This window comes from Streptomyces sp. NBC_00557, assembly GCF_036345995.1.
Classification (GTDB): Bacteria; Actinomycetota; Actinomycetes; order Streptomycetales; family Streptomycetaceae; genus Streptomyces.
This window is the reverse complement of record NZ_CP107796.1, coordinates 1,189,632-1,209,303: the sequence shown is the minus strand read 5'-3', so window position 1 is coordinate 1,209,303 and position 19,672 is coordinate 1,189,632. Positions and strand designations below refer to the sequence as shown.

At 72.2% G+C, this 19,672-nt stretch carries 17 protein-coding genes; 16 read left to right on the top strand and 1 reads right to left on the bottom strand.

The window, feature by feature from the left end; translation table 11 throughout:
- Positions 1 to 71: 71 nt before the first annotated feature.
- The 8 genes from shc (at position 72) to OG956_RS04710 (ending at position 9,032) form a co-directional block, all read left to right on the top strand.
- Positions 72 to 2,096 (top strand): squalene--hopene cyclase, encoded by a 2,025-nt coding sequence (gene shc / locus OG956_RS04745; RefSeq protein ID WP_330336666.1) that lies wholly within the window; start codon positions 72 to 74, stop codon positions 2,094 to 2,096.
- A gap of 1 nt (position 2,097) precedes the next feature.
- The gene (locus OG956_RS04740; RefSeq protein WP_330336665.1) at positions 2,098 to 2,739 is read left to right on the top strand and encodes a phosphorylase family protein; all 642 of its coding nucleotides are present in this window, start codon (positions 2,098 to 2,100) and stop codon (positions 2,737 to 2,739) included.
- A 5-nt stretch (positions 2,740 to 2,744) separates the two neighbouring features.
- Positions 2,745 to 3,767, top strand: a complete 1,023-nt coding sequence (hpnH, locus tag OG956_RS04735) for an adenosyl-hopene transferase HpnH (RefSeq protein ID WP_330336664.1) — start codon at positions 2,745 to 2,747, stop codon at positions 3,765 to 3,767.
- Positions 3,768 to 3,771: 4 nt separating this feature from the next.
- On the top strand, positions 3,772 to 4,899 hold the full coding sequence (gene ispG / locus OG956_RS04730) for a flavodoxin-dependent (E)-4-hydroxy-3-methylbut-2-enyl-diphosphate synthase (protein WP_330336663.1): 1,128 nt from the start codon (positions 3,772 to 3,774) through the stop codon (positions 4,897 to 4,899).
- Between the two features lie 38 nt (positions 4,900 to 4,937).
- Entirely contained in the window at positions 4,938 to 6,836 is a 1,899-nt protein-coding gene (dxs, locus tag OG956_RS04725) for a 1-deoxy-D-xylulose-5-phosphate synthase (RefSeq protein WP_330336662.1), read from the top strand.
- Positions 6,833 to 8,218: an aspartate aminotransferase family protein gene (locus OG956_RS04720; RefSeq protein ID WP_330336661.1), complete on the top strand. Its 1,386-nt coding sequence runs from the start codon at positions 6,833 to 6,835 to the stop codon at positions 8,216 to 8,218. The genes dxs and OG956_RS04720 overlap by 4 nt, the downstream gene beginning before the upstream one ends.
- Before the next feature lie 71 nt (positions 8,219 to 8,289).
- A complete protein-coding gene (locus OG956_RS04715) occupies positions 8,290 to 8,913 on the top strand; it encodes a helix-turn-helix domain-containing protein (protein ID WP_330336660.1) in 624 nt (207 codons plus the stop codon).
- The gene (locus OG956_RS04710) at positions 8,910 to 9,032 is read left to right on the top strand and encodes a DUF6126 family protein (protein ID WP_330336659.1); all 123 of its coding nucleotides are present in this window, start codon (positions 8,910 to 8,912) and stop codon (positions 9,030 to 9,032) included. The genes OG956_RS04715 and OG956_RS04710 overlap by 4 nt, the downstream gene beginning before the upstream one ends.
- 61 nt (positions 9,033 to 9,093) lie before the next feature.
- Here the strand turns inward: OG956_RS04710 and OG956_RS04705 are convergent, their stop codons facing one another.
- Complete coding sequence (locus OG956_RS04705; protein ID WP_330336658.1) at positions 9,094 to 9,891, bottom strand: tyrosine-protein phosphatase; 798 nt, start codon at positions 9,889 to 9,891, stop codon at positions 9,094 to 9,096.
- A 172-nt stretch (positions 9,892 to 10,063) separates the two neighbouring features.
- Here OG956_RS04705 and OG956_RS04700 point away from each other — a divergent pair, with 172 nt between their 5' ends.
- The 8 genes from OG956_RS04700 to OG956_RS04665 all read left to right on the top strand — a co-directional run bounded on the left by OG956_RS04700 (position 10,064) and on the right by OG956_RS04665 (position 19,613).
- Positions 10,064 to 12,151: an alpha-galactosidase gene (locus OG956_RS04700; protein ID WP_330342738.1), complete on the top strand. Its 2,088-nt coding sequence runs from the start codon at positions 10,064 to 10,066 to the stop codon at positions 12,149 to 12,151.
- A 151-nt stretch (positions 12,152 to 12,302) separates the two neighbouring features.
- Complete coding sequence (locus OG956_RS04695; protein ID WP_330336657.1) at positions 12,303 to 13,088, top strand: SGNH/GDSL hydrolase family protein; 786 nt, start codon at positions 12,303 to 12,305, stop codon at positions 13,086 to 13,088.
- 390 nt (positions 13,089 to 13,478) lie between these two features.
- The gene (locus OG956_RS04690; RefSeq protein WP_330336656.1) at positions 13,479 to 14,645 is read left to right on the top strand and encodes an MBL fold metallo-hydrolase; all 1,167 of its coding nucleotides are present in this window, start codon (positions 13,479 to 13,481) and stop codon (positions 14,643 to 14,645) included.
- A gap of 446 nt (positions 14,646 to 15,091) precedes the next feature.
- A complete protein-coding gene (locus OG956_RS04685; protein ID WP_330336655.1) occupies positions 15,092 to 17,488 on the top strand; it encodes an ATP-binding protein in 2,397 nt (798 codons plus the stop codon).
- 90 nt (positions 17,489 to 17,578) lie between these two features.
- Positions 17,579 to 18,013: a roadblock/LC7 domain-containing protein gene (locus OG956_RS04680; RefSeq protein ID WP_330336654.1), complete on the top strand. Its 435-nt coding sequence runs from the start codon at positions 17,579 to 17,581 to the stop codon at positions 18,011 to 18,013.
- A gap of 2 nt (positions 18,014 to 18,015) precedes the next feature.
- The gene (locus tag OG956_RS04675) at positions 18,016 to 18,387 is read left to right on the top strand and encodes a DUF742 domain-containing protein (protein WP_330336653.1); all 372 of its coding nucleotides are present in this window, start codon (positions 18,016 to 18,018) and stop codon (positions 18,385 to 18,387) included.
- A complete protein-coding gene (locus OG956_RS04670) occupies positions 18,365 to 18,964 on the top strand; it encodes a GTP-binding protein (protein WP_330336652.1) in 600 nt (199 codons plus the stop codon). The genes OG956_RS04675 and OG956_RS04670 overlap by 23 nt, the downstream gene beginning before the upstream one ends.
- A 73-nt stretch (positions 18,965 to 19,037) precedes the next feature.
- Positions 19,038 to 19,613 (top strand): GAF domain-containing protein, encoded by a 576-nt coding sequence (locus OG956_RS04665; protein ID WP_330336651.1) that lies wholly within the window; start codon positions 19,038 to 19,040, stop codon positions 19,611 to 19,613.
- The last annotated feature ends 59 nt before the right edge of the window (positions 19,614 to 19,672 follow it).

The following is a 19,672-nucleotide window of genomic DNA, read 5'->3' as shown; positions in this document are numbered from 1 at the left end:
TCGAGACCAGGACACCGGCCGACGGCGGACCCACAGCAGCACGACTCGCACGACTGCACGAAGGGGAAGCCATGACAGCGACGACCGACGGAAGCACCGGGGCGACTGTGCCGTCCCGCGCTGCCGCGGCCAGCGACACCACCCTCACCACCCCCGAGACGGCCGGGGTACAACAAGCCGCCGCACGCGCCGCACGGCGCGCCACCGACTTCCTGCTCGCCCGGCAGGACGCCCAGGGCTGGTGGAAGGGCGACCTGGAGACCAACGTCACCATGGACGCCGAGGACCTGCTCCTGCGCCAGTTCCTGGGGATCCGCGACGAGCGGACCACGCAGGCCGCCGCGAAGTTCATCCGCGGCGAGCAGCGCGAGGACGGCACCTGGGCCACCTTCTACGGCGGTCCGGGCGAGCTGTCCACCACCGTCGAGGCGTACGTCGCCCTGCGCCTGGCCGGCGACGCGCCGGACGCGCCGCACATGGCGAAGGCGTCCGCCTGGATCCGCGAGCGCGGCGGCATCGCCGCCTCCCGGGTCTTCACCCGGATCTGGCTCGCCCTGTTCGGCTGGTGGAAGTGGGAGGATCTGCCCGAACTCCCGCCGGAGCTCATCTACTTCCCCACCTGGTTCCCGCTCAACATCTACGACTTCGGCTGCTGGGCGCGGCAGACGATCGTGCCGCTGACCATCGTCTCCGCCAAGCGCCCGGTGCGCCCGGCGCCGTTCGCGCTGGACGAGCTGCACACCGACCCGGCGAACCCCAGCCCGCCGCAGCCGCTCGCCCCGGTGGCCAGCTGGGACGGGCTGTTCCAGCGGCTCGACAAGGTGGTCCGCGGCTACCGCAAGGTGGCCGTGCGCAGACTCCGCAGAGCGGCGATGAACTCCGCCGCCCGCTGGATCATCGAGCGCCAGGAGAACGACGGCTGCTGGGGCGGCATCCAGCCCCCGGCCGTCTACTCGATCATCGCCCTGCACCTGCTCGGCTACGACCTCCAGCATCCGGTGCTGCGCGAGGGCCTCGCCTCGCTGGACCGTTTCGCCGTCTGGCGCGAGGACGGCGCCCGGATGATCGAGGCCTGCCAGTCCCCGGTCTGGGACACCTGCCTCGCCACCATCGCGCTCGTCGACGCGGGGCTGCCCGCCGACCATCCGCAGCTGGTCAAGGCGGCCGACTGGATGCTCGGCGAGGAGATCGTCCGGCCCGGCGACTGGGCGGTGCGCCGCCCCCAGCTCCCGCCGGGCGGCTGGGCGTTCGAGTTCCACAACGACAACTACCCCGACATCGACGACACCGCGGAGGTCTCCCTCGCGCTGCGCCGGGTCAGGCACCACGACCCCGAGCGCGTGGACAAGGCCATCGGGCGGGCGGTGCGCTGGAACCTGGGCATGCAGTCGAAGAACGGCGCGTGGGGCGCCTTCGACGTCGACAACACCAGCCCGTTCCCCAACCGGCTGCCGTTCTGCGACTTCGGCGAGGTCATCGACCCGCCGTCCGCCGACGTCACCGCGCACGTGGTGGAGATGCTCGCCGCCGAGGGGCTCGCGCACGACCCGCGCACCCGGCGCGGCATCGACTGGCTGCTCGCCGAACAGGAGCCGGACGGCTCGTGGTTCGGGCGCTGGGGCGTCAACTACATCTACGGCACCGGCTCGGTGGTCCCCGCGCTGACCGCGGCCGGGCTGCCCGGCTCCCACCCGGCGATCCGGCGGGCCGTGGCCTGGCTGGAGAGGGTGCAGAACGACGACGGCGGCTGGGGGGAGGACCTGCGCTCCTACAAGTACGTCAAGGAGTGGAGCGGCCGGGGCGCCTCCACCGCCTCGCAGACCGCGTGGGCGCTGATGGCGCTGCTCGCGGCGGGGGAGAAGGACTCCAAGGCCGTCGAGCGCGGCATCCAGTGGCTGGCCGACACCCAGCGCGAGGACGGCACCTGGGACGAGCCGTACTTCACCGGCACCGGCTTCCCCTGGGACTTCTCCATCAACTACCACCTGTACCGGCAGGTCTTCCCGCTCACCGCGCTCGGCCGCTATCTGCACGGCGACCCCTTCGAACGCGGTCTGCTCGCCCGCAGGCCGCTGCCCGAGGCGAAGGGGAGCTGACATGACCCCCCGGCCCGCCCCCGTCCCGCTGCTGGTCGCCTGCGCGCTCGGCATCGAGCACCTCGCCCTGCGCACCGGGGACAGGAGCGGGGCGGACGGGCCGGTCACCTTCCTCCGTACGGGCATGGGCCCCCGGGCGGCGGAACGCTCCGTCGTCCGGCGGCTCGCGGACCCGGCGCTCGCCGACGCGGCCGTGCTGGCCACCGGTTTCTGCGCCGGGCTCGCGCCCGGCATGCATCCCGGCGACCTGGTGGTCGCCGAGCAGACCCGGGACCCGCGCGGCAGCGTCGCCTGCGTGGGCACCGAACTGCTGGTCAAGGAACTCGTGCGCATCCTGCCCGGACGCACGGTCCACACCGGCCCGCTGACCGGCTCCGATCACGTCGTGCGGGGCCACGAGCGGTCCGACCTGCTCGCGACCGGTGCGATCGCGGTCGACATGGAGTCGGCGGCCACGCTCCTGATGGCGGTCCGCGACGGGGAGCGCCCCGTCGCCGCCGTACGGGTGGTCGTGGACGCCCCCGAACACGAACTCGTCCGGATCGGCACCGTGCGCGGCGGTATATCGGCTTTCCGCGTTCTTCGTTCTGTTCTTCCCGCGTTTTTCGAATGGCACCGTTCTTTGCCGCTCCCCCGGAGGTGAGCCAGATGGCCATGCCGTTGCGCCAGTCCATCAAGGTCGCTACATACCTGGCCGAACAGAAGCTGCGCAGGCGGGACAAGTTTCCGCTCATCGTCGAGCTGGAGCCGCTCTTCGCCTGCAACCTCAAGTGCGAGGGCTGTGGCAAGATCCAGCACCCGGCGGGCGTGCTCAAGCAGCGCATGCCGGTCGCCCAGGCCGTGGGCGCGGTGCTGGAGTCGGGTGCGCCGATGGTCTCCATCGCCGGCGGCGAACCGTTGATGCACCCTCAGATCGACGAGATCGTGCGCCAGTTGGTGGCCAGGCGGAAGTACGTCTTCCTGTGCACCAACGCGATGCTGCTGCGCAAGAAGATCGACCAGTTCAAGCCCTCTCCCTACTTCGCCTTCGCCGTGCACATCGACGGGCTGCGCGAGCGGCACGACGAGTCCGTCGCCAAGGAGGGCGTGTTCGACGAGGCGGTGGAGGCCATCAAGGAGGCCAAGCGGCGCGGCTTCCGGGTGACCACCAACTCCACCTTCTTCAACACCGACACCCCGCAGACCGTCATCGAGGTGCTCAACTTCCTCAACGACGACCTGAAGGTCGACGAGATGATGATCTCGCCCGCCTACGCCTACGAGAAGGCTCCCGACCAGGAGCACTTCCTCGGTGTCGAGCAGACCCGCGAGCTGTTCAAGAAGGCCTTCGCGGGCGGCAACCGCAGGCGCTGGCGGCTCAACCACTCCCCGCTCTTCCTGGACTTCCTGGAGGGCAAGGTCGACTTCCCGTGCACCGCGTGGGCGATCCCGAACTACTCGCTCTTCGGCTGGCAGCGCCCCTGCTACCTGATGAGCGACGGGTACGTGCCGACGTACCGCGAACTCGTCGAGGACACCGACTGGGACAAGTACGGCCGCGGCAAGGACCCGCGCTGCGCCAACTGCATGGCGCACTGCGGCTACGAGCCCACCGCCGTCCTCGCCACGATGGGCTCGCTGAAGGAGTCGCTGCGGGCCATGCGCGAGACCGTCTCCGGGAACCGGGAGTGACGCGATGACCGCCGTTCCCCTGGGCGTCCCCGAGGTACCGGCCCGGCCGGTCGCACCGCGCAGGCGGTCGCGGCAGATCCACGTCGGGCCGGTGCCGGTGGGGGGCGGGGCTCCCGTGTCGGTGCAGTCGATGACGACGACCCGGACGTCGGACATCGGCGCCACCTTGCAGCAGATCGCGGAACTCACCGCGTCCGGCTGCCAGATCGTCCGCGTCGCCTGCCCCACGCAGGACGACGCGGACGCCCTCGCGACCATCGCGAGGAAGTCCCAGATCCCGGTGATCGCGGACATCCACTTCCAGCCGAAGTACGTGTTCGCGGCGATCGAGGCCGGCTGCGCGGCCGTACGCGTCAATCCCGGCAACATCAAGAAGTTCGACGACCAGGTCAAGGAGATCGCCAAGGCCGCCAAGGACCACGGCACCCCGATCCGCATCGGCGTCAACGCCGGCTCCCTCGACAAGCGCCTGCTGCAGAAGTACGGCAAGGCGACCCCGGAGGCGCTGGTCGAGTCCGCGCTGTGGGAGGCGTCCCTCTTCGAGGAGCACGACTTCCGGGACATCAAGATCTCCGTCAAGCACAACGACCCGGTCGTGATGATCGAGGCCTACCGTCAGCTCGCCGAACAGTGCGACTACCCGCTGCACCTGGGCGTGACCGAGGCGGGCCCGGCGTTCCAGGGCACGATCAAGTCGGCGGTGGCCTTCGGCGCGCTGCTCTCCCAGGGCATCGGCGACACGATCCGCGTCTCGCTGTCGGCCCCGCCGGTCGAGGAGGTCAAGGTCGGCATCCAGATCCTGCAGGCCCTGGGCCTCAGGCAGCGGCGCCTGGAGATCGTCTCCTGCCCGTCCTGCGGCCGTGCCCAGGTCGACGTCTACAAGCTCGCCGAGGAGGTCACCGCGGGCCTCGACGGGATGGAAGTGCCGCTCAGGGTCGCGGTGATGGGGTGTGTCGTGAACGGTCCGGGCGAGGCCCGTGAGGCCGACCTCGGAGTTGCCTCAGGCAACGGAAAGGGGCAGATCTTCGTGAAGGGCGAGGTCATCAAGACCGTCCCCGAGTCGAAGATCGTGGAGACCCTCATCGAGGAGGCCATGAAACTCGCCGAGCAGGCGAGCCCCGCAGACGAGTGAATCGAGACAGCACGGCACGGACCGAGAGGGGGCCCAGCGTGACCATTCTGGAGAACATCCGGGGACCACGCGACCTGAAGGCGCTGTCGGAGGCGCAACTCGGCGAACTGTCCGAGGAGATACGCGAGTTCCTGGTGCAAGCGGTGTCGAGGACCGGCGGTCACCTCGGGCCCAACCTGGGAGTGGTGGAACTGTCCATCGCCCTGCACCGGGTCTTCGAGTCGCCGGTCGACCGCATCCTGTGGGACACCGGACACCAGTCCTATGTACACAAGCTGCTGACAGGACGTCAGGACTTCTCCAAGCTGCGCGGCAAGGGCGGGCTGTCCGGCTACCCCTCGCGCGAGGAGTCCGAGCACGACGTCATCGAGAACAGCCACGCCTCCACCGCGCTCGGCTGGGCCGACGGTCTCGCCAAGGCCAACCAGGTGCTCGGGGAGAAGGGCCATGTGGTCGCCGTCATCGGCGACGGCGCGCTGACCGGCGGCATGGCCTGGGAGGCGCTGAACAACATCGCGGCCGCCAAGGACCGCCCGCTGATCATCGTCGTCAACGACAACGAACGCTCCTACGCCCCGACCATCGGCGGCCTCGCCAACCACCTGGCCACCCTGCGCACCACCGACAGCTACGAGAAGATCCTCGCCTGGGGCAAGGACGTACTGCTGCGCACCCCGGTCGTCGGGAACACCCTCTACGAGACCCTGCACGGCGCGAAGAAGGGCTTCAAGGACGCCTTCGCCCCGCAGGGCATGTTCGAGGACCTGGGCCTGAAGTACGTCGGCCCGATCGACGGCCACGACATCAAGGCCGTCGAGTCCGCGCTGCGCCGCGCCAAACGCTTCCACGGCCCGGTCCTGGTCCACTGCCTCACCGTCAAGGGCCGCGGCTACGAACCCGCCCTCGCCCACGAGGAGGACCACTTCCACACCGTCGGCGTGATGGACCCGCGCACCTGCGAGCCCCTGACGCCCGCCAACGGGCCCTCGTGGACCTCGGTGTTCGGCGACGAGATGGTGAGGATCGGCGAGGAACGGGACGACGTCGTCGCCATCACGGCGGCCATGCTGCATCCGGTGGGCCTGGCCGGGTTCGCCGAGCGCTTCCCCCACCGGGTGTGGGACGTGGGCATCGCCGAGCAGCATGCGGCGGTGTCGGCGGCCGGTCTCGCCACCGGCGGGCTGCACCCGGTCGTCGCCGTCTACGCCACCTTCCTCAACCGCGCCTTCGACCAGCTGCTCATGGACGTCGCCCTGCACCGCTGCGGGGTCACCTTCGTGCTCGACCGGGCCGGCGTCACCGGCTCCGACGGGCCGTCCCACAACGGCATGTGGGACATGTCGATCCTCCAGGTCGTGCCCGGACTGAGGATCGCCGCACCGCGCGACGCGGGCCAGCTGCGCGCCCAGCTGCGCGAGGCCGTCGCCGTGGACGACGCGCCCACCCTGGTCCGCTTCCCGAAGGAGTCGGTCGGCCCGGACATCCCGGCGGTCGGCCGGATCGGCGGGATGGACGTGCTGCACCGCGCCGAGCACCCCGAGGTGCTGCTGGTGGCCGTGGGCGTGATGGCCCCGGTGTGCCTCCAGGCGGCCGACCTGCTTCAGGCCCGCGGCATCCACTGCACGGTGGTGGACCCGCGGTGGGTCAAGCCCGTCGACCCCGCACTGCCGGGCCTCGCGGCCGGGCACCGGCTGGTGGCCGTGGTGGAGGACAACAGCCGCTCCGCGGGCGTCGGTTCGGCCGTGGCCCTCGCCCTCGGCGACGCCGATGTGGACGTGCCGGTACGGCGCTTCGGCATCCCGGAGCAGTTCCTCGCGCACGCCAAACGCAGCGAGGTGCTCGCCGACATCGGCCTCACGCCCGTCGAGATCGCCGGGCGGATCAGTGGGAGCCTGGCCGTCAAGGACGCGGACGGCACAGCCAAGGAGAGTGAATGAGCACGGAGTTCGACCTCGGCACGCTGCTCGCCGAGCGCGGAGCCGAACGCTACGAGCTGCACACCAGGTACCTCAACCCGCAGCTCCCGCGCATGCTGCACACCATCGGCTTCGACAAGGTCTACGAGCGGGCCGAGGGCGCCCACTTCTTCGACGCGGAGGGCAACGACTACCTGGACATGCTCGCCGGGTTCGGGGTGATGGGCCTGGGCCGCCATCACCCGGTCGTCCGCAAGGCGCTGCACGACGTGCTCGACCTGGACCTCGCCGACCTCACCCGGTTCGACTGCCAGCCGCTGCCCGGCCTGCTCGCCGAGCGCCTGCTCACCCACAGCCCGCACCTGGACCGGGTGTTCTTCGGCAACAGCGGCACCGAGGCCGTCGAGACGGCCCTGAAGTTCGCCCGGTACGCCACCGGCAGGCCCCGTGTCCTGTACTGCGAGCACGCCTTCCACGGCCTGACCACCGGCTCCCTGTCGGTCAACGGCGAGCGCGGCTTCCGCGACGGCTTCGCCCCGCTGCTGCCCGACACCGCCGTCCCCCTCGGCGATCTCGACGCCCTGGCCCGGGAGCTGAAGAAGGGCGACGTGGCCGCGCTGATCGTGGAGCCGATCCAGGGCAAGGGCGTGCACGAGGCCCCGCCCGGCTATCTGCGTGCCGCGCAGGACCTGCTGCACCGGCACAAGGCGCTGCTCATCGCCGACGAGGTGCAGACCGGTCTCGGCCGCACCGGCGACTTCTACGCCTACCAGCACGAGGACGGCGTCGAACCGGACCTGGTGTGCGTGGCCAAGGCCCTGTCCGGCGGATACGTCCCCGTCGGCGCCACGCTCGGCAAGGACTGGATCTTCAAGAAGGTCTACTCGTCCATGGACCGGGTCCTCGTCCACTCGGCGAGCTTCGGCTCCAACGCCCAGGCGATGGCATGCGGCCTCGCGGTGCTGTCCGTCATGGAGAACGAGCAGATCGTGGCGGGCGTCCGCCGGACGGGCGAGCTGCTGAAGTCCCGGCTGACGGCGCTGATCGACACCTACGAGCTCCTCGCCGACGTGCGCGGCCGGGGTCTGATGATCGGCATCGAGTTCGGCCGGCCCACCTCGCTGAAGCTGCGCAGCCGCTGGACCATGCTGCAGACGGCCCGCAAGGGCCTGTTCGCTCAGATGGTGGTCGTGCCGCTGCTGCAGCGGCACCGGATCCTCACCCAGGTCTCCGGCGACCATCTGGAGGTGATCAAGCTGATCCCGCCGCTGGTCATCGACGAGGCGGACGTCGACCGCTTCGTGGACGCCTTCACGGCCGTGATGGACGACGCGCACAGCGGCGGCGGGCTGATGTGGGACTTCGGCAAGACCCTGATCAAGCAGGCCGTGGCCAACCGCTGACCGGCCACCTCGGCTTTTGCCCGTGAGGCAACAAAATTGCCCTGCGGGCAAGGCTGGGGCTGAATGGAGGCATGAACGCCTCAGACTCCGGGCCGCCGACGGGCCCGGGCGACGAGCTGCCAGCCGTCGCCCCTCAGCTGCGCGGCCTGCGCCGGCGCGCCGGTCTCACCCTGGAGGCCGCCGCCCGAGCCGCCGGGCTCTCCCCGGCGCATCTGTCCCGGCTGGAGACCGGACAGAGGCAGCCGTCCCTGCCGATGCTGCTGGCCCTCGCCCGCATCTACGGTACGACCGTCTCCGGGCTGCTGGGCGAGAGGGCCGCCGACCCGGACGCGATCGTGCGGGCCGGGGACATGGAGCCGACCCGGGCCGGCGGCTGGACGTACGTCCAGGCCGGTGCCCCCGGCCGCGCGATGCAGGCGCTGCGCGTGCGCGTGCCGTACGGCTCGCAGGGCGACATCGTGCGTGTCCACCCCGGCGAGGAGTGGCTCCATGTCCTGCGGGGGCGGCTGCGGCTGCGGCTCGGTGACACCGTGCACCTGCTCGCGCCCGGCGACAGCGCGCACTTCGACTCGCTCACCCCGCACCGGCTCGCCGCCGAGGACCACGACGGCGTCGAGCTGCTGTTCGTCCACACCCTGCTGCAGAGCCCCACGGCCACGCTGTGCCTGGGGCCGCTGACCGGAGACCTGCCGTGAGCGACTTCGAGACCAAGTTCCCCCGTGCCCTGTGGATCCGCCTGATCATCTACATCGCCGCGGGCCATGTCCTGGCAGCGTTCCTCTTCCTGCTGTTCGCCCTCGGGGCGAAGAACTGAGAAGCACCGACCCGGGCGGGCGACGCGCCCTGACCTCGGTGGGCGGCGCGGCCGCCCGTGCTCAGTCCAGCAGACGCTCGCGCAGGCGGTCGCGGGACGCCGGGCTGAGGCCGAGGCCCTGCTCCAGGTAGGCGTCGACCCCGCCCCAGGTCTCCTCGATGGTCTCGAACGCCGCTTCCAGGTACTCGGCGCGGGCGTCGAAGAGGGGGCTGAGCAGCTCCATGACCTCCGGGGTGTACGCGGTGTCCGCACTGCCGCTGCGGCGGACCTTGTAGCGCCGGTGCTTGGCGTTGGACTCCAGGTAGTCGGCGACGATCGCCTCGCGCTCCACGCCCAGGGCGAGGAGGGTCACGGCTACGGAGATGCCCGCGCGGTCCTTGCCCGCCGCACAGTGCATCAGGGCGGGCACGCTGTCCTCGGCGAGCGCCCGCAGCACCCGGGAGTGCTCGGCGGTGCGCTCCTTGACGATCGTCCGGTACGAGGCGATCATCCGGGCCGCCCCCTTGCCGTCGGCCAGGATCCCGCGCAGCTGGTCCAGGTCGCCCTCGCGGACCATCTTCCAGAACTCGGCGCCGTCCGCCGGATCGCTCAGCGGCAGGTTCACGTTGCGCACACCGGGCAGCTCGACGTCCGGGCCCTCCAGCTTCTGGTCGGCCGCGTTGCGGAAGTCGAAGATCGTGTGCAGGCCCAGGGAGGCGAGGAAGGCCGCGTCCTCCTCGGTCGCGTGCGCCAGGTGGCCGCTGCGGAACAGCACGCCGTACCGCACCCGGCGCCCGTCGACGGTCGGCAGTCCGCCCACGTCACGGAAATTGCGCACTCCGGCCAGCTCCGGCTCGGTCGACGGGACCTGCTGCGTCACGGGGGCTCCTCCCGGCTCGGGCCCGCCGCCGCGTCTGGCCGGCGGGCGCTCCGACGACCATACGACATCGGTTTCCTGGGGCAAGGAGTTGTCCACAGGCATTGTCACCAGGGCTCCGGGGGCCAATGATGTTGGCACTTGAGCGGATCTGTTGAACCCTGTGAGGTCTTACGTGGTGGACATCGCCGACGACGGTCGTACCTGGCTCCTTTCGGGGCCCACCAGCAGCTACGCCCTGCATCTCACCGACGCGGACGAGCTGCTCCACCTGCACTGGGGGCCGCGCATCGCGCTCGCGGACGCCGAGGCCCTCGCCGCGGACCCGCTGCCCGGGTACCGGCCCTTCGAGTCCCCGCTCGACGGCCGCGAGGAGTACCCCGTCGAGGGCGGCCCGCGCTTCGTCCGCCCCGCCCTGTCCGTGCGCACCGGCGAACGCCGCGGCACCGAGTGGCGCTTCGTGGCGCACGAGGTCGCGGCGCACGGCACGGAGGGCGACGAGCTGCGGCTGCGCTTCGACGACGACGGCCTCGCGATCACCCTGCACTACCGGATGCGCGGTGACGTCGTCGAGCGCTGGGTCACCGTGGCCAACGGCACGCACGCGCGCGTGGAGCTGCTGCGCGCCGACGCCGCCACCTGGACCCTGCCCGACCGCGACGGCTGGCGGCTGTCCCAGCTGCACGGCCGCTGGGCCGCCGAGTCCCGCCTCACCAGCGCGCCCCTCACCTACGGCGAGAAGGTCATCGGCAGCCGCCGCGGCCACACCGGCCACCAGCACCTGCCCTGGGTGGCGCTCGACGCCGACGCCACCGAGGAGCACGGCGAGGTCTACGGCTGCGCGCTGGGCTGGTCCGGTTCCTGGCGCATCGCGGTCGCCCAACTCCCCGACACGCGCGTGCAGATCACCGGCGGCGCCGGCTACGACGACTCGGGGCTGCTGCTCCTTCAGCCGGGGGAGTCGTACACCACGCCCGTCTTCGCGGGCCTGTGGAGCGACGGCGGCTTCGGCGGCGCGAGCCGCGCATGGCACGCCTACCAGCGCGCGTACGTCATCCCGGACGCCGGGCAGGACCGGCCGGTGCTCTTCAACTCCTGGGAGGCCACCTACTTCGACATCTCCGAGGAGCAGCAGCTCGCGCTCGCCCGGCGGGCCGCCGAGATCGGGGTCGAGCTGTTCGTCGTGGACGACGGCTGGTTCGGCGCCCGCACCAGCGACCGCGCGGGCCTCGGCGACTGGACACCCAACCCCGACCGCTTCCCGCACGGCCTGAAGCCCCTCGCCGAGCAGGTGCACGGGCTCGGCATGCGGTTCGGCATCTGGGTCGAGCCCGAGATGGTCAACCCGGACAGCGAGCTGTACCGTGCCCACCCCGACTGGGTGCAGTACCAACCGGGACGGAAGCGGACGGAACTGCGCAACCAGCTCGTCCTCAACCTCGCCCGCGAGGACGTCCAGGAGTACCTGTGGGAGCAGCTCGACGCCCTGCTCTCCAGCGCGCCGATCGACTATGTGAAGTGGGACTTCAACCGCTGCTTCACCGACGCCGGCTGGCCCGGCGAGCCGTACCCGCAGCGCCTGTGGGTGGACCACGTCCGCGCGCTGTACGCCCTGTTGGACCGGCTGCGCGCCGCTCACCCGGGGGTCGCCTTCGAGTCCTGCTCGGGCGGTGGCGGCCGGATCGACCTCGGGGTGCTGAGCCGCACCGACCAGGTGTGGACCTCCGACAACACCGACCCGCTCGACCGCCTGGCCATCCAGCACGGCTTCAGCCAGATCCATCCCGCCCGGGTGATGGCCGCCTGGGTCACCGACAGCCCGAACACCCAGCTCAACGGCCGGGTCAGCAGCCTGCGCTTCCGCTTCGTCAGCGCCATGGCGGGCGTGCTCGGCGTCGGCGGCGACCTGACCGAGTGGACGGCCGGGGAACTGGCCGAGGCCCGGCGGTGGATCGAGCTCTACAAGGAGATCCGGCCGGTCGTCCAGCAGGGCGATCTGTACCGGCTGCGGCCTCCGGCCGGCGGTCTGAGCGCCGTCCAGTACGTCCTGGGGGAGGAGGCGGTGGTCCTCGCCTGGCTCCAGGCGCAGAGCTACGGCGAACCGGTGCCGGCGCTGCGGCTGCGCGGACTCGACCCGACCGCGTCGTACGAATGCCGTGAGACGGGCGAGGTCCACCGGGGCGCCGTCCTGCTGCACCACGGGCTGCGCACGGGGCTCAAGGGCGACCTGGACGCCACGGTTCTCCGCCTGCGCCGCGTCTGAGCCTTCCGCCCGGCCGTATTCCCGGATCGCCGACGATTCAAGGGTGTCTCATCTCACGGGTAGTCAACCCTTCCTTACGGTCGCGTAGGTCACATCCGAAGGTGAATCATGGTCCGATGTGGCAGACGATTCGAAGAGTGACAACAGATCAGTGATCGGGTCGTACGTGGCGGTGGGGGACAGCTTCACCGAGGGCGTCGGCGACCCCGGGCCCGACGGGGCGTTCGTCGGCTGGGCCGACCGGTTCGCGGTACTGCTCGCCGACCGGCGGCCCGAGGGCGACTTCACCTACACCAACCTCGCGGTGCGCGGCAAACTCCTCGACCAGATCGTGCGGGACCAGGTCCCCAAGGCCGTCGAACTGGCCCCGGACCTGGTCTCCTTCTGCGCCGGCGGCAACGACATCATCCGCCCCGGCACCGACCCGGACGAGGTGGCCGAGCGCTTCGAACGAGCCGTGGCCAGGCTGACCGAGGCGGCCGGGACCGTCATGGTGACGACCGGGTTCGACACCCGCGGCGTCCCCGTGCTCAAGCATCTGCGCGGCAAGATCGCCACGTACAACGGGCACGTGCGCGCCATCGCCGACCGGTACGGCTGCCCCGTGCTCGACCTGTGGTCCCTGAAGTCCGTGCAGGACCGCAGGGCCTGGGACAGCGACCGCCTGCACCTCTCACCCGAGGGGCACACGCGCGTGGCGCTGCGCGCCGGCCAGGTCCTCGGCCTGGAGGTCCCGGCCGACCCGGAGCAGCCGTGGCCCCCGCTGCCGCCCCGGGGCACCCTGGAGATCCGCCGCGACGACGTCCACTGGGCCCGCGAGTACCTCGTCCCCTGGATCGGCCGCCGCCTGCGCGGCGAGTCCTCCGGCGACCACGTCACAGCGAAGGGCACCCTGTCGCCCGACGACATCAAGATGCGCATCACGTCGGTGGCGTGACGACAGCGGCCTGCCCCGCGCCGTACGGCTCGCGGCGCGGGGCAGGGCCGGTCGCCCTCGGGGCCCCTGGCCTTCCGCCAACGCCGCCCCGATCCTGCCCGGTTCGCATGCGTGCGCGTCGCCCGCCCACCGCTGTACGCGCGTTCGCGGGACCGGCCCCGCCGCGCCCCGCGCCTCGATCCGCCCGACGGCGGCAGGCAGCAGCTTCTCCCGCCGCTCGGCGCTGCTCAACCGCGCCCTTGCCACGCCCCCCTGATCCGTCACCAAAGAGCGGCGCCGAGGACCGCGTCACCAACCGGAATCGCCGGAGGGGCAGGGCACCCGGCGCGGCCGGTTTGTCACAGGGGCCGACCATAATGGGGAGCCTCACCCACTTCACCGGGAGGTACCGTGACCGGACTGCGTCCCTCGAGCTCCGCGCTCCGCGCGCTGCGGCCCGCGGCCTTCGGCGCGGACCCCGGCGGTGAGCGCATGGCACGCATCCGCCGCTCCCCGAACTTCAGGGACGGCGTCTTCCAGAACCCGGGCGGCGCCGCACGCACCCGGCCCTCCGGCTCCGCGCTGGACTTCGCGAAGGTCTTCTTCGACAAGGAGACCCGGCCGCTGCGCGCCCCGAAGGGCACCGTCCCGGTGCACCCCACCACCTTCGCCGACCTGGCCAGACCGCCCGCCACGGGACTCCGGCTGACCTGGATGGGCCACTCCAGCGTGCTCGCGGAGATCGACGGCCACCGGGTGCTGTTCGACCCGGTCTGGGGCGAGCGCTGTTCCCCGTTCCCCTTCGCCGGACCCAAGCGGCTGCACCCCGTGCCCCTGCCGCTGGCCGCGCTCGGCGAGGTCGACGTGGTGGTCATCTCCCACGACCACTACGACCACCTGGACCTGCCCACCGTCAAGGCGCTGGCCGGCACCGACACCCTGTTCGCCGTGCCGCTCGGCGTCGGCGCGCACCTGGAGCACTGGGGCGTCTCCCCGGACCGGCTGCGCGAGCTGGACTGGAACGAGTCGACGCGGGTCGGCGGCCTCACCCTCACCGCGACCCCCGCCCGCCACTTCTGCGGCCGCGGCCTGCGCAACACCCAGCACACCCTGTGGGCTTCCTGGGCCGTCGCCGGCGAGGAGCACCGGATCCACCACAGCGGCGACACGGGCTATTTCGAGGGCTTCAAGGACATCGGCGCGGCCCACGGCCCGTTCGACGCCACGATGATCCAGATCGGCGCCTACAGCGAGTTCTGGCCCGACATCCACATGACGCCCGAGGAGGGCCTGCGCGCCCACCTCGACCTGCAGGGCGGAGCGCCGCACGGCGTGCTGCTGCCGATCCACTGGGGCACCTTCAACCTGGCCCCGCACCCGTGGGCGGAGCCCGGCGAGTGGACGAAGGAGGCGGCCGGGGAGAGCGGCCAGGCGGTGGCCCTGCCGCGGCCGGGCGAGCCCTTCGAGCCGGCGGGCAAGCTTCCGGCGGAGGCCTGGTGGCGCGGTGTGTCGGGAGAGCTCCGGCGCACCTGGCGCTCGGTCGGCGCCTTCGTGGCGGAGCCGCCGGCGCGGACCTGAGACACCCGGCGGGCCAGGGCCAAGGCTGCGACGCTCCGTTACATCCTCGACGGTGCACGCGGCCCGCCGGGAGCGGCTTCCCGGGAGCGCCGGGTGGCCGGCCGGTCGGGAGCGGACACGCGAAGGGGTGGTGGACCGACGAGGTCCGCCACCCCTCGCTTTTTCTTCCCGACCGCTTTTGATCAGGTCTTATCGCTCTCTTTCGGCTCCATGAGAGGCGTGCGGCCGGGTTATCGGTCTGTCGTACGAGGCTTCATACCAGAGCGGGACGCTCCTCGGGTGACTTTGTCAACTGCCCACCGCACATGATGCTCAGGCAACTACTGTGAGTGTCCGTCGCATCGCGAGGCCGGATCCGCCGGCCCGCGGGCCGACACCGCGATGACGCATGCCCGCCTCGCGCACCGCGCGAGGAACAGGCCCGACGGACCAGTACGAGGACGCAGATGTCTGACCTGCGAGCACCGGCCGCCCCCGCCGACCGCCGCGAGGGCGGCCGGCACGGGCGGCCGGTCGCCCGGCCCGCTCCCGCACTGCCCGAGACGCCGATACGGCCCCAGCTCATGCGCCTCGCCGTCCTGCCGCCCCTCGCGGTGGCGCTCAGCGCCACCGCCGCCGTCCTCGTCAGCATCCGCTCCGCCGGCGCCCGCACCGGCCCCACCCTCTGGGCCGTGCTCGCCGGGGCGGCCACCGTGGCCGTCGCCGGCATCCTCATCGCCGCCGTGGCCGCCGACCGGGCCGCCCGCTCGGTCTCCGACCGCGTCGACGCGCTGCGCCGCACCGCCGCACGCGGCGAGGCCGACCTGCACGCCCTGGTCGACGCGTTGCGCCAGGGCGAGGCCCCGCCCCCGCGCGCACCGCGCCGCCGGCCGCCCGCGGACGCCGACGACTTCGACCTGCTCGCCGCCGACCTGGCCCGGGCGCACGACGGCGCCGTCACCGCCGTCGTGCGCGCGGCCCAGCTCTCCAGCCAGGCGGGCAGCGAGCAGAAGCTGGAGGTGTTCGTCAACCTCGCGCGCCGGCTGCAGTCCCTCGTGCACCGGGAGATCTCGATCCTCGACGAGCTGGAGAACGAGATCGAGGACCCCGACCTGCTCAAGGGCCTCTTCCACGTGGACCACCTGGCCACCCGCATCCGGCGGCACGCCGAGAACCTCGCCGTGCTCGGCGGCGCCGTCTCCCGGCGCCAGTGGAGCAACCCGGTCAGCATGACCGAGGTGCTGCGCTCCGCCATCGCCGAGGTCGAGCAGTACTCCCGGGTCAAGCTGGTGCCCCCCATCGACGGCGAACTGCGCGGCCACGCCGTCGCCGACGTCATCCACCTGCTCGCCGAACTCATCGAGAACGCCTCGGTGTTCTCCGCCCCGCACACACAAGTGCTGCTCCGCGCGGGCCTCGTCACCTCCGGGCTCGCCGTGGAGGTCGAGGACCGCGGCCTCGGCATGCCCGTCGGCGAACAGAACCGGATGAACGCCCTGCTCGCCGACCCCGACCAGGTCAACGTCGCCAGCCTGCTGGCCGACGGGCGCATCGGCCTCTACGTCGTCTCCCAGCTCGCCCGGCGGCACGGCATCCACGTCCGGCTCCAGACCAACATCTACGGCGGCGTGCAGGCCGTACTCGTCGTCCCGCAGGCGTTGCTGGGTACGGCACCCGGTCCGGGCGGCACGGTCGCCGGGGCGGGCGCGGGGACGGGCACCGGAACGGCCGTGCACCGGACGCAGGGGCCGACGGACGCCGGGCACGGGGCGGGGCAGGCGCGGGGGTCCGTGCCGGACGCGCCTTCCGCGTCTGCCACGGGGGTGCGGACGGGCGAGGCGGGCTCCGCGTACGGCGGTATCGGGCCCGGTGCCGAGGTCCCGGCGGTACCGGGATCCGAGGCCGGGGGAGGGGCCGTCGTGGCCTCCTGGGGTGAGGCGGGCCCCGGCGGCGGGCAGACACGGGCGACCGGGCGCCGCCGGCACGCCCAGCGGGGCAGCGCGGGCCACGGCGGCGAGAGCGGGGCCGGGCAGCCTGCCGAAAGCGGCGCCGGGCCGTACGGCGAGAGCGTGGCTGAGGAGCATGGAGCAAGCTGCGCCGGGCCGTACGGCGAGAACGGCGCCGGGCGGCGTGGTGCGGAGAGCGGTGACGCCGGTCGGAGCGGAGGCGGTCTCGCGCCGCTTCCCGTGCGGGGCGCCCGGCAGGACCGGCCCACCCCCGCCGAGGCCCTTCCCGGCATCGGCGCGGAGGACCGGGCGGCGGTCGAGGCGCACGCGGGCATCCTGCCCACGCCCCGCTCCGGCACCATGGGCAAGCCCCGGCTGCCCCGCCGCCGTGCCCAGGAGCACATCGTCCCCCAGCTGCGCGGCGGCCCCCTGCCCCGCCAGGACGGCGACACCGTCCCCGGCCACGACCCCGGACTGATGGCGGCGTTCCAGCGCGGGATCGGACTCGCCGAGGCGCAGCAGCACTTGGAGAGCGAGGAGCAGCCCGCCGCCCACCGGAGCCCCGCCCAGCCGGAATACGGCCACGCACGTGCCGGCGGTCCGCCGGACTCCGGACACCTGGACGCGGCGCACATGGGCGCGGGCCCCATGGAGAACGCCCACACAAACGCCCCCCACCCCCCAGACGCGCCCCCCATGCAGTCCGTGCAGCCGGACACCACCCACACCGCTTTCATGGCGGCCTATCAACTTCCCGCAGCTGTCAGTGAGTTCACCGACCCACCGCGCGTACAACCGGACCCCACGGGTCCGGAGCACATGGACCGCACCTCCATATCCCAGGGGCGCCCCCATGCGCCCACCCCCGACGGTGCTCCTGGCGCCGGCCGGCCCGACGGGAGCGCCCCGGCCGGCTGACGCCCGCACCGTGCCCACCCCCACCTGCGGCCACGCGCCCCCCATCCCAGCGCTTCCGCAGACCTTCGTACCCCAAGGAGTCGATCCACCATGGCGAGCGATGCGCCGACCACCGCCCACGCCGACCTCGACTGGCTGCTGAGCGGCCTCGTGCAGCGCGTACCGCACACCTCCAGCGCGGTGCTGCTGTCCTGCGACGGGCTGGTGAAGTCCGTGCACGGCCTGGACATCGACAGCGCCGACCACATGGCGGCCCTGGCCTCGGGCCTGTACTCCCTCGGCCGCAGCGCGGGCGTCCGGTTCGGCGACGGCGGGGACGTCCGCCAGGTCGTCGTCGAACTCGACTCGGCCCTGCTGTTCGTCACCACCGCCGGCTCCGGCACCTGTCTCGCCGTGCTCGCCGGACGTGAGGCCGACGCCGCCGTGCTCGGCTACGAGATGGCGATGCTCGTCAAGAGCGTCCGGCCGTACCTGGTGACCGCCCCCCGGCAGCACGCCGTCGAACCCACGGCGACGAGGCCTTGAGCGTGGCCGCAGCCGGCGACGGTCCCTGGCTGGACGACGCGGCCGGACGGCTGGTGCGCCCGTTCACGGTCAGCAACGGACGCACCGAGCCCAGCGTCGCGCTGGACCTGATGTCGCAGGTGATGGCCACCGGCGTCACCCCGCTCGGCTATCTCGGCCCCGAGCACGCCCAGGTGCTCGAGCTGTGCCGGGCGCCCGTCTCGGTCGCCGAGATCGCCGCGCATCTGAAACTGCCCGCCGTGGTCACCAAGGTGCTGCTCTCGGACCTCGTCGACTGCGGGGCGCTGACCACCAAACCCCCCGCCTTCCACCACACACCCACTGACCGGTCTCTGCTGGAGGCAGTGCTCGATGGACTACGACGACAGCTCTGACCCGTTCCCGACCGCCCTGAAGATCCTGGTGGCGGGCGGGTTCGGGGTCGGCAAGACGACCTTCGTGGGCGCGGTCAGCGAGATCGCGCCGCTCAGCACGGAGGAGCTGCTCACCACGGTCAGCGTCGGCACGGACAGTCTCGACGGCGTCGAGAACAAGATGGAGACGACGGTCGCCATGGACTTCGGCCGGATCACCCTCGATCCGGACCATGTGCTCTACCTGTTCGGCACCCCCGGACAGGAGCGGTTCTGGTTCATGTGGGACGAGCTGTCCGAGGGCGCGCTCGGCGCGGTGATCCTCGCCGACACCCGGCGGCTGCAGGACTGCTTCGCCGCCGTGGACTTCTTCGAGGAACGCGGACTCGGCTTCATCGTCGCCGTCAACGAGTTCGACGGCGGATACCGCTACGACACCGAGGAGGTGCGCGCCGCCATCGACCTCGACCCCGAGATCCCCGTGGTCCGCTGCGACGCCCGGATCTCCAGCTCCGGGGTCCAGACCCTGCTCACCCTCGTACGCCATCTGCTCGCCCACGCCCCGGCGCCCGCGCCCAGCCACGGCGCCCACATGTGAAAACGCCCTACCGCCCACGGAGTTCCCCCATGAGGTACGCCCACAGCGGCGCAGCCCGGCCAGGAGCCACGCCATGACCTACGAGCCGCCCCGGCCGGTCCGGGGTCTGCTGCTCACCCCCGAGGACAAGGAGGCCCCCGCCCGCGTCCACCGGCTGCGCCTGCTCGGCCTGGCCGACCGCCCCGACCCGGCGCTGGACGCCTTCGCGGAGCATCTCGCCCACCTCACCGGCGCGCCGTACGCCATGGTCAACTTCGTCGGCGAGGAGCACCAGTTCTTCGCCGGTCTGTGCGCCCCCGCCGTACCGCCGTTCCTGAGGGAGGACGGCACCCGGCCGGAGTTCGGCCGGGTGCTGTCGCGGCGGCACGGGTTCTGCCCCCATGTGGTGGTGCGCCGCAAGGCACTCGTGCTGGAGGACGTCCGCGACTATCCGCGGTTCGCCGGGAACCCGGTCGTGGACGAGTACGGCATCCACTCCTACCTCGGCGCCCCGCTCATCGACAGCTCCGGCATGGCGCTCGGCACCGTGTGCGCGGCCGGCACCGAGCCGCGGGCCTGGGGCCGCTCGGGCCTGGAGACCATCAAGGCGCTCGCCGCCGACCTCGTCGTACGCCTCGAACGGAGCGCCGGGGACGGGCTGCCCCTGTGACGCCCCGGCATGCCCGCGCCCACGGCGCCTGCGGCGTGAAGGAAAGCTGAGGCGGCGGT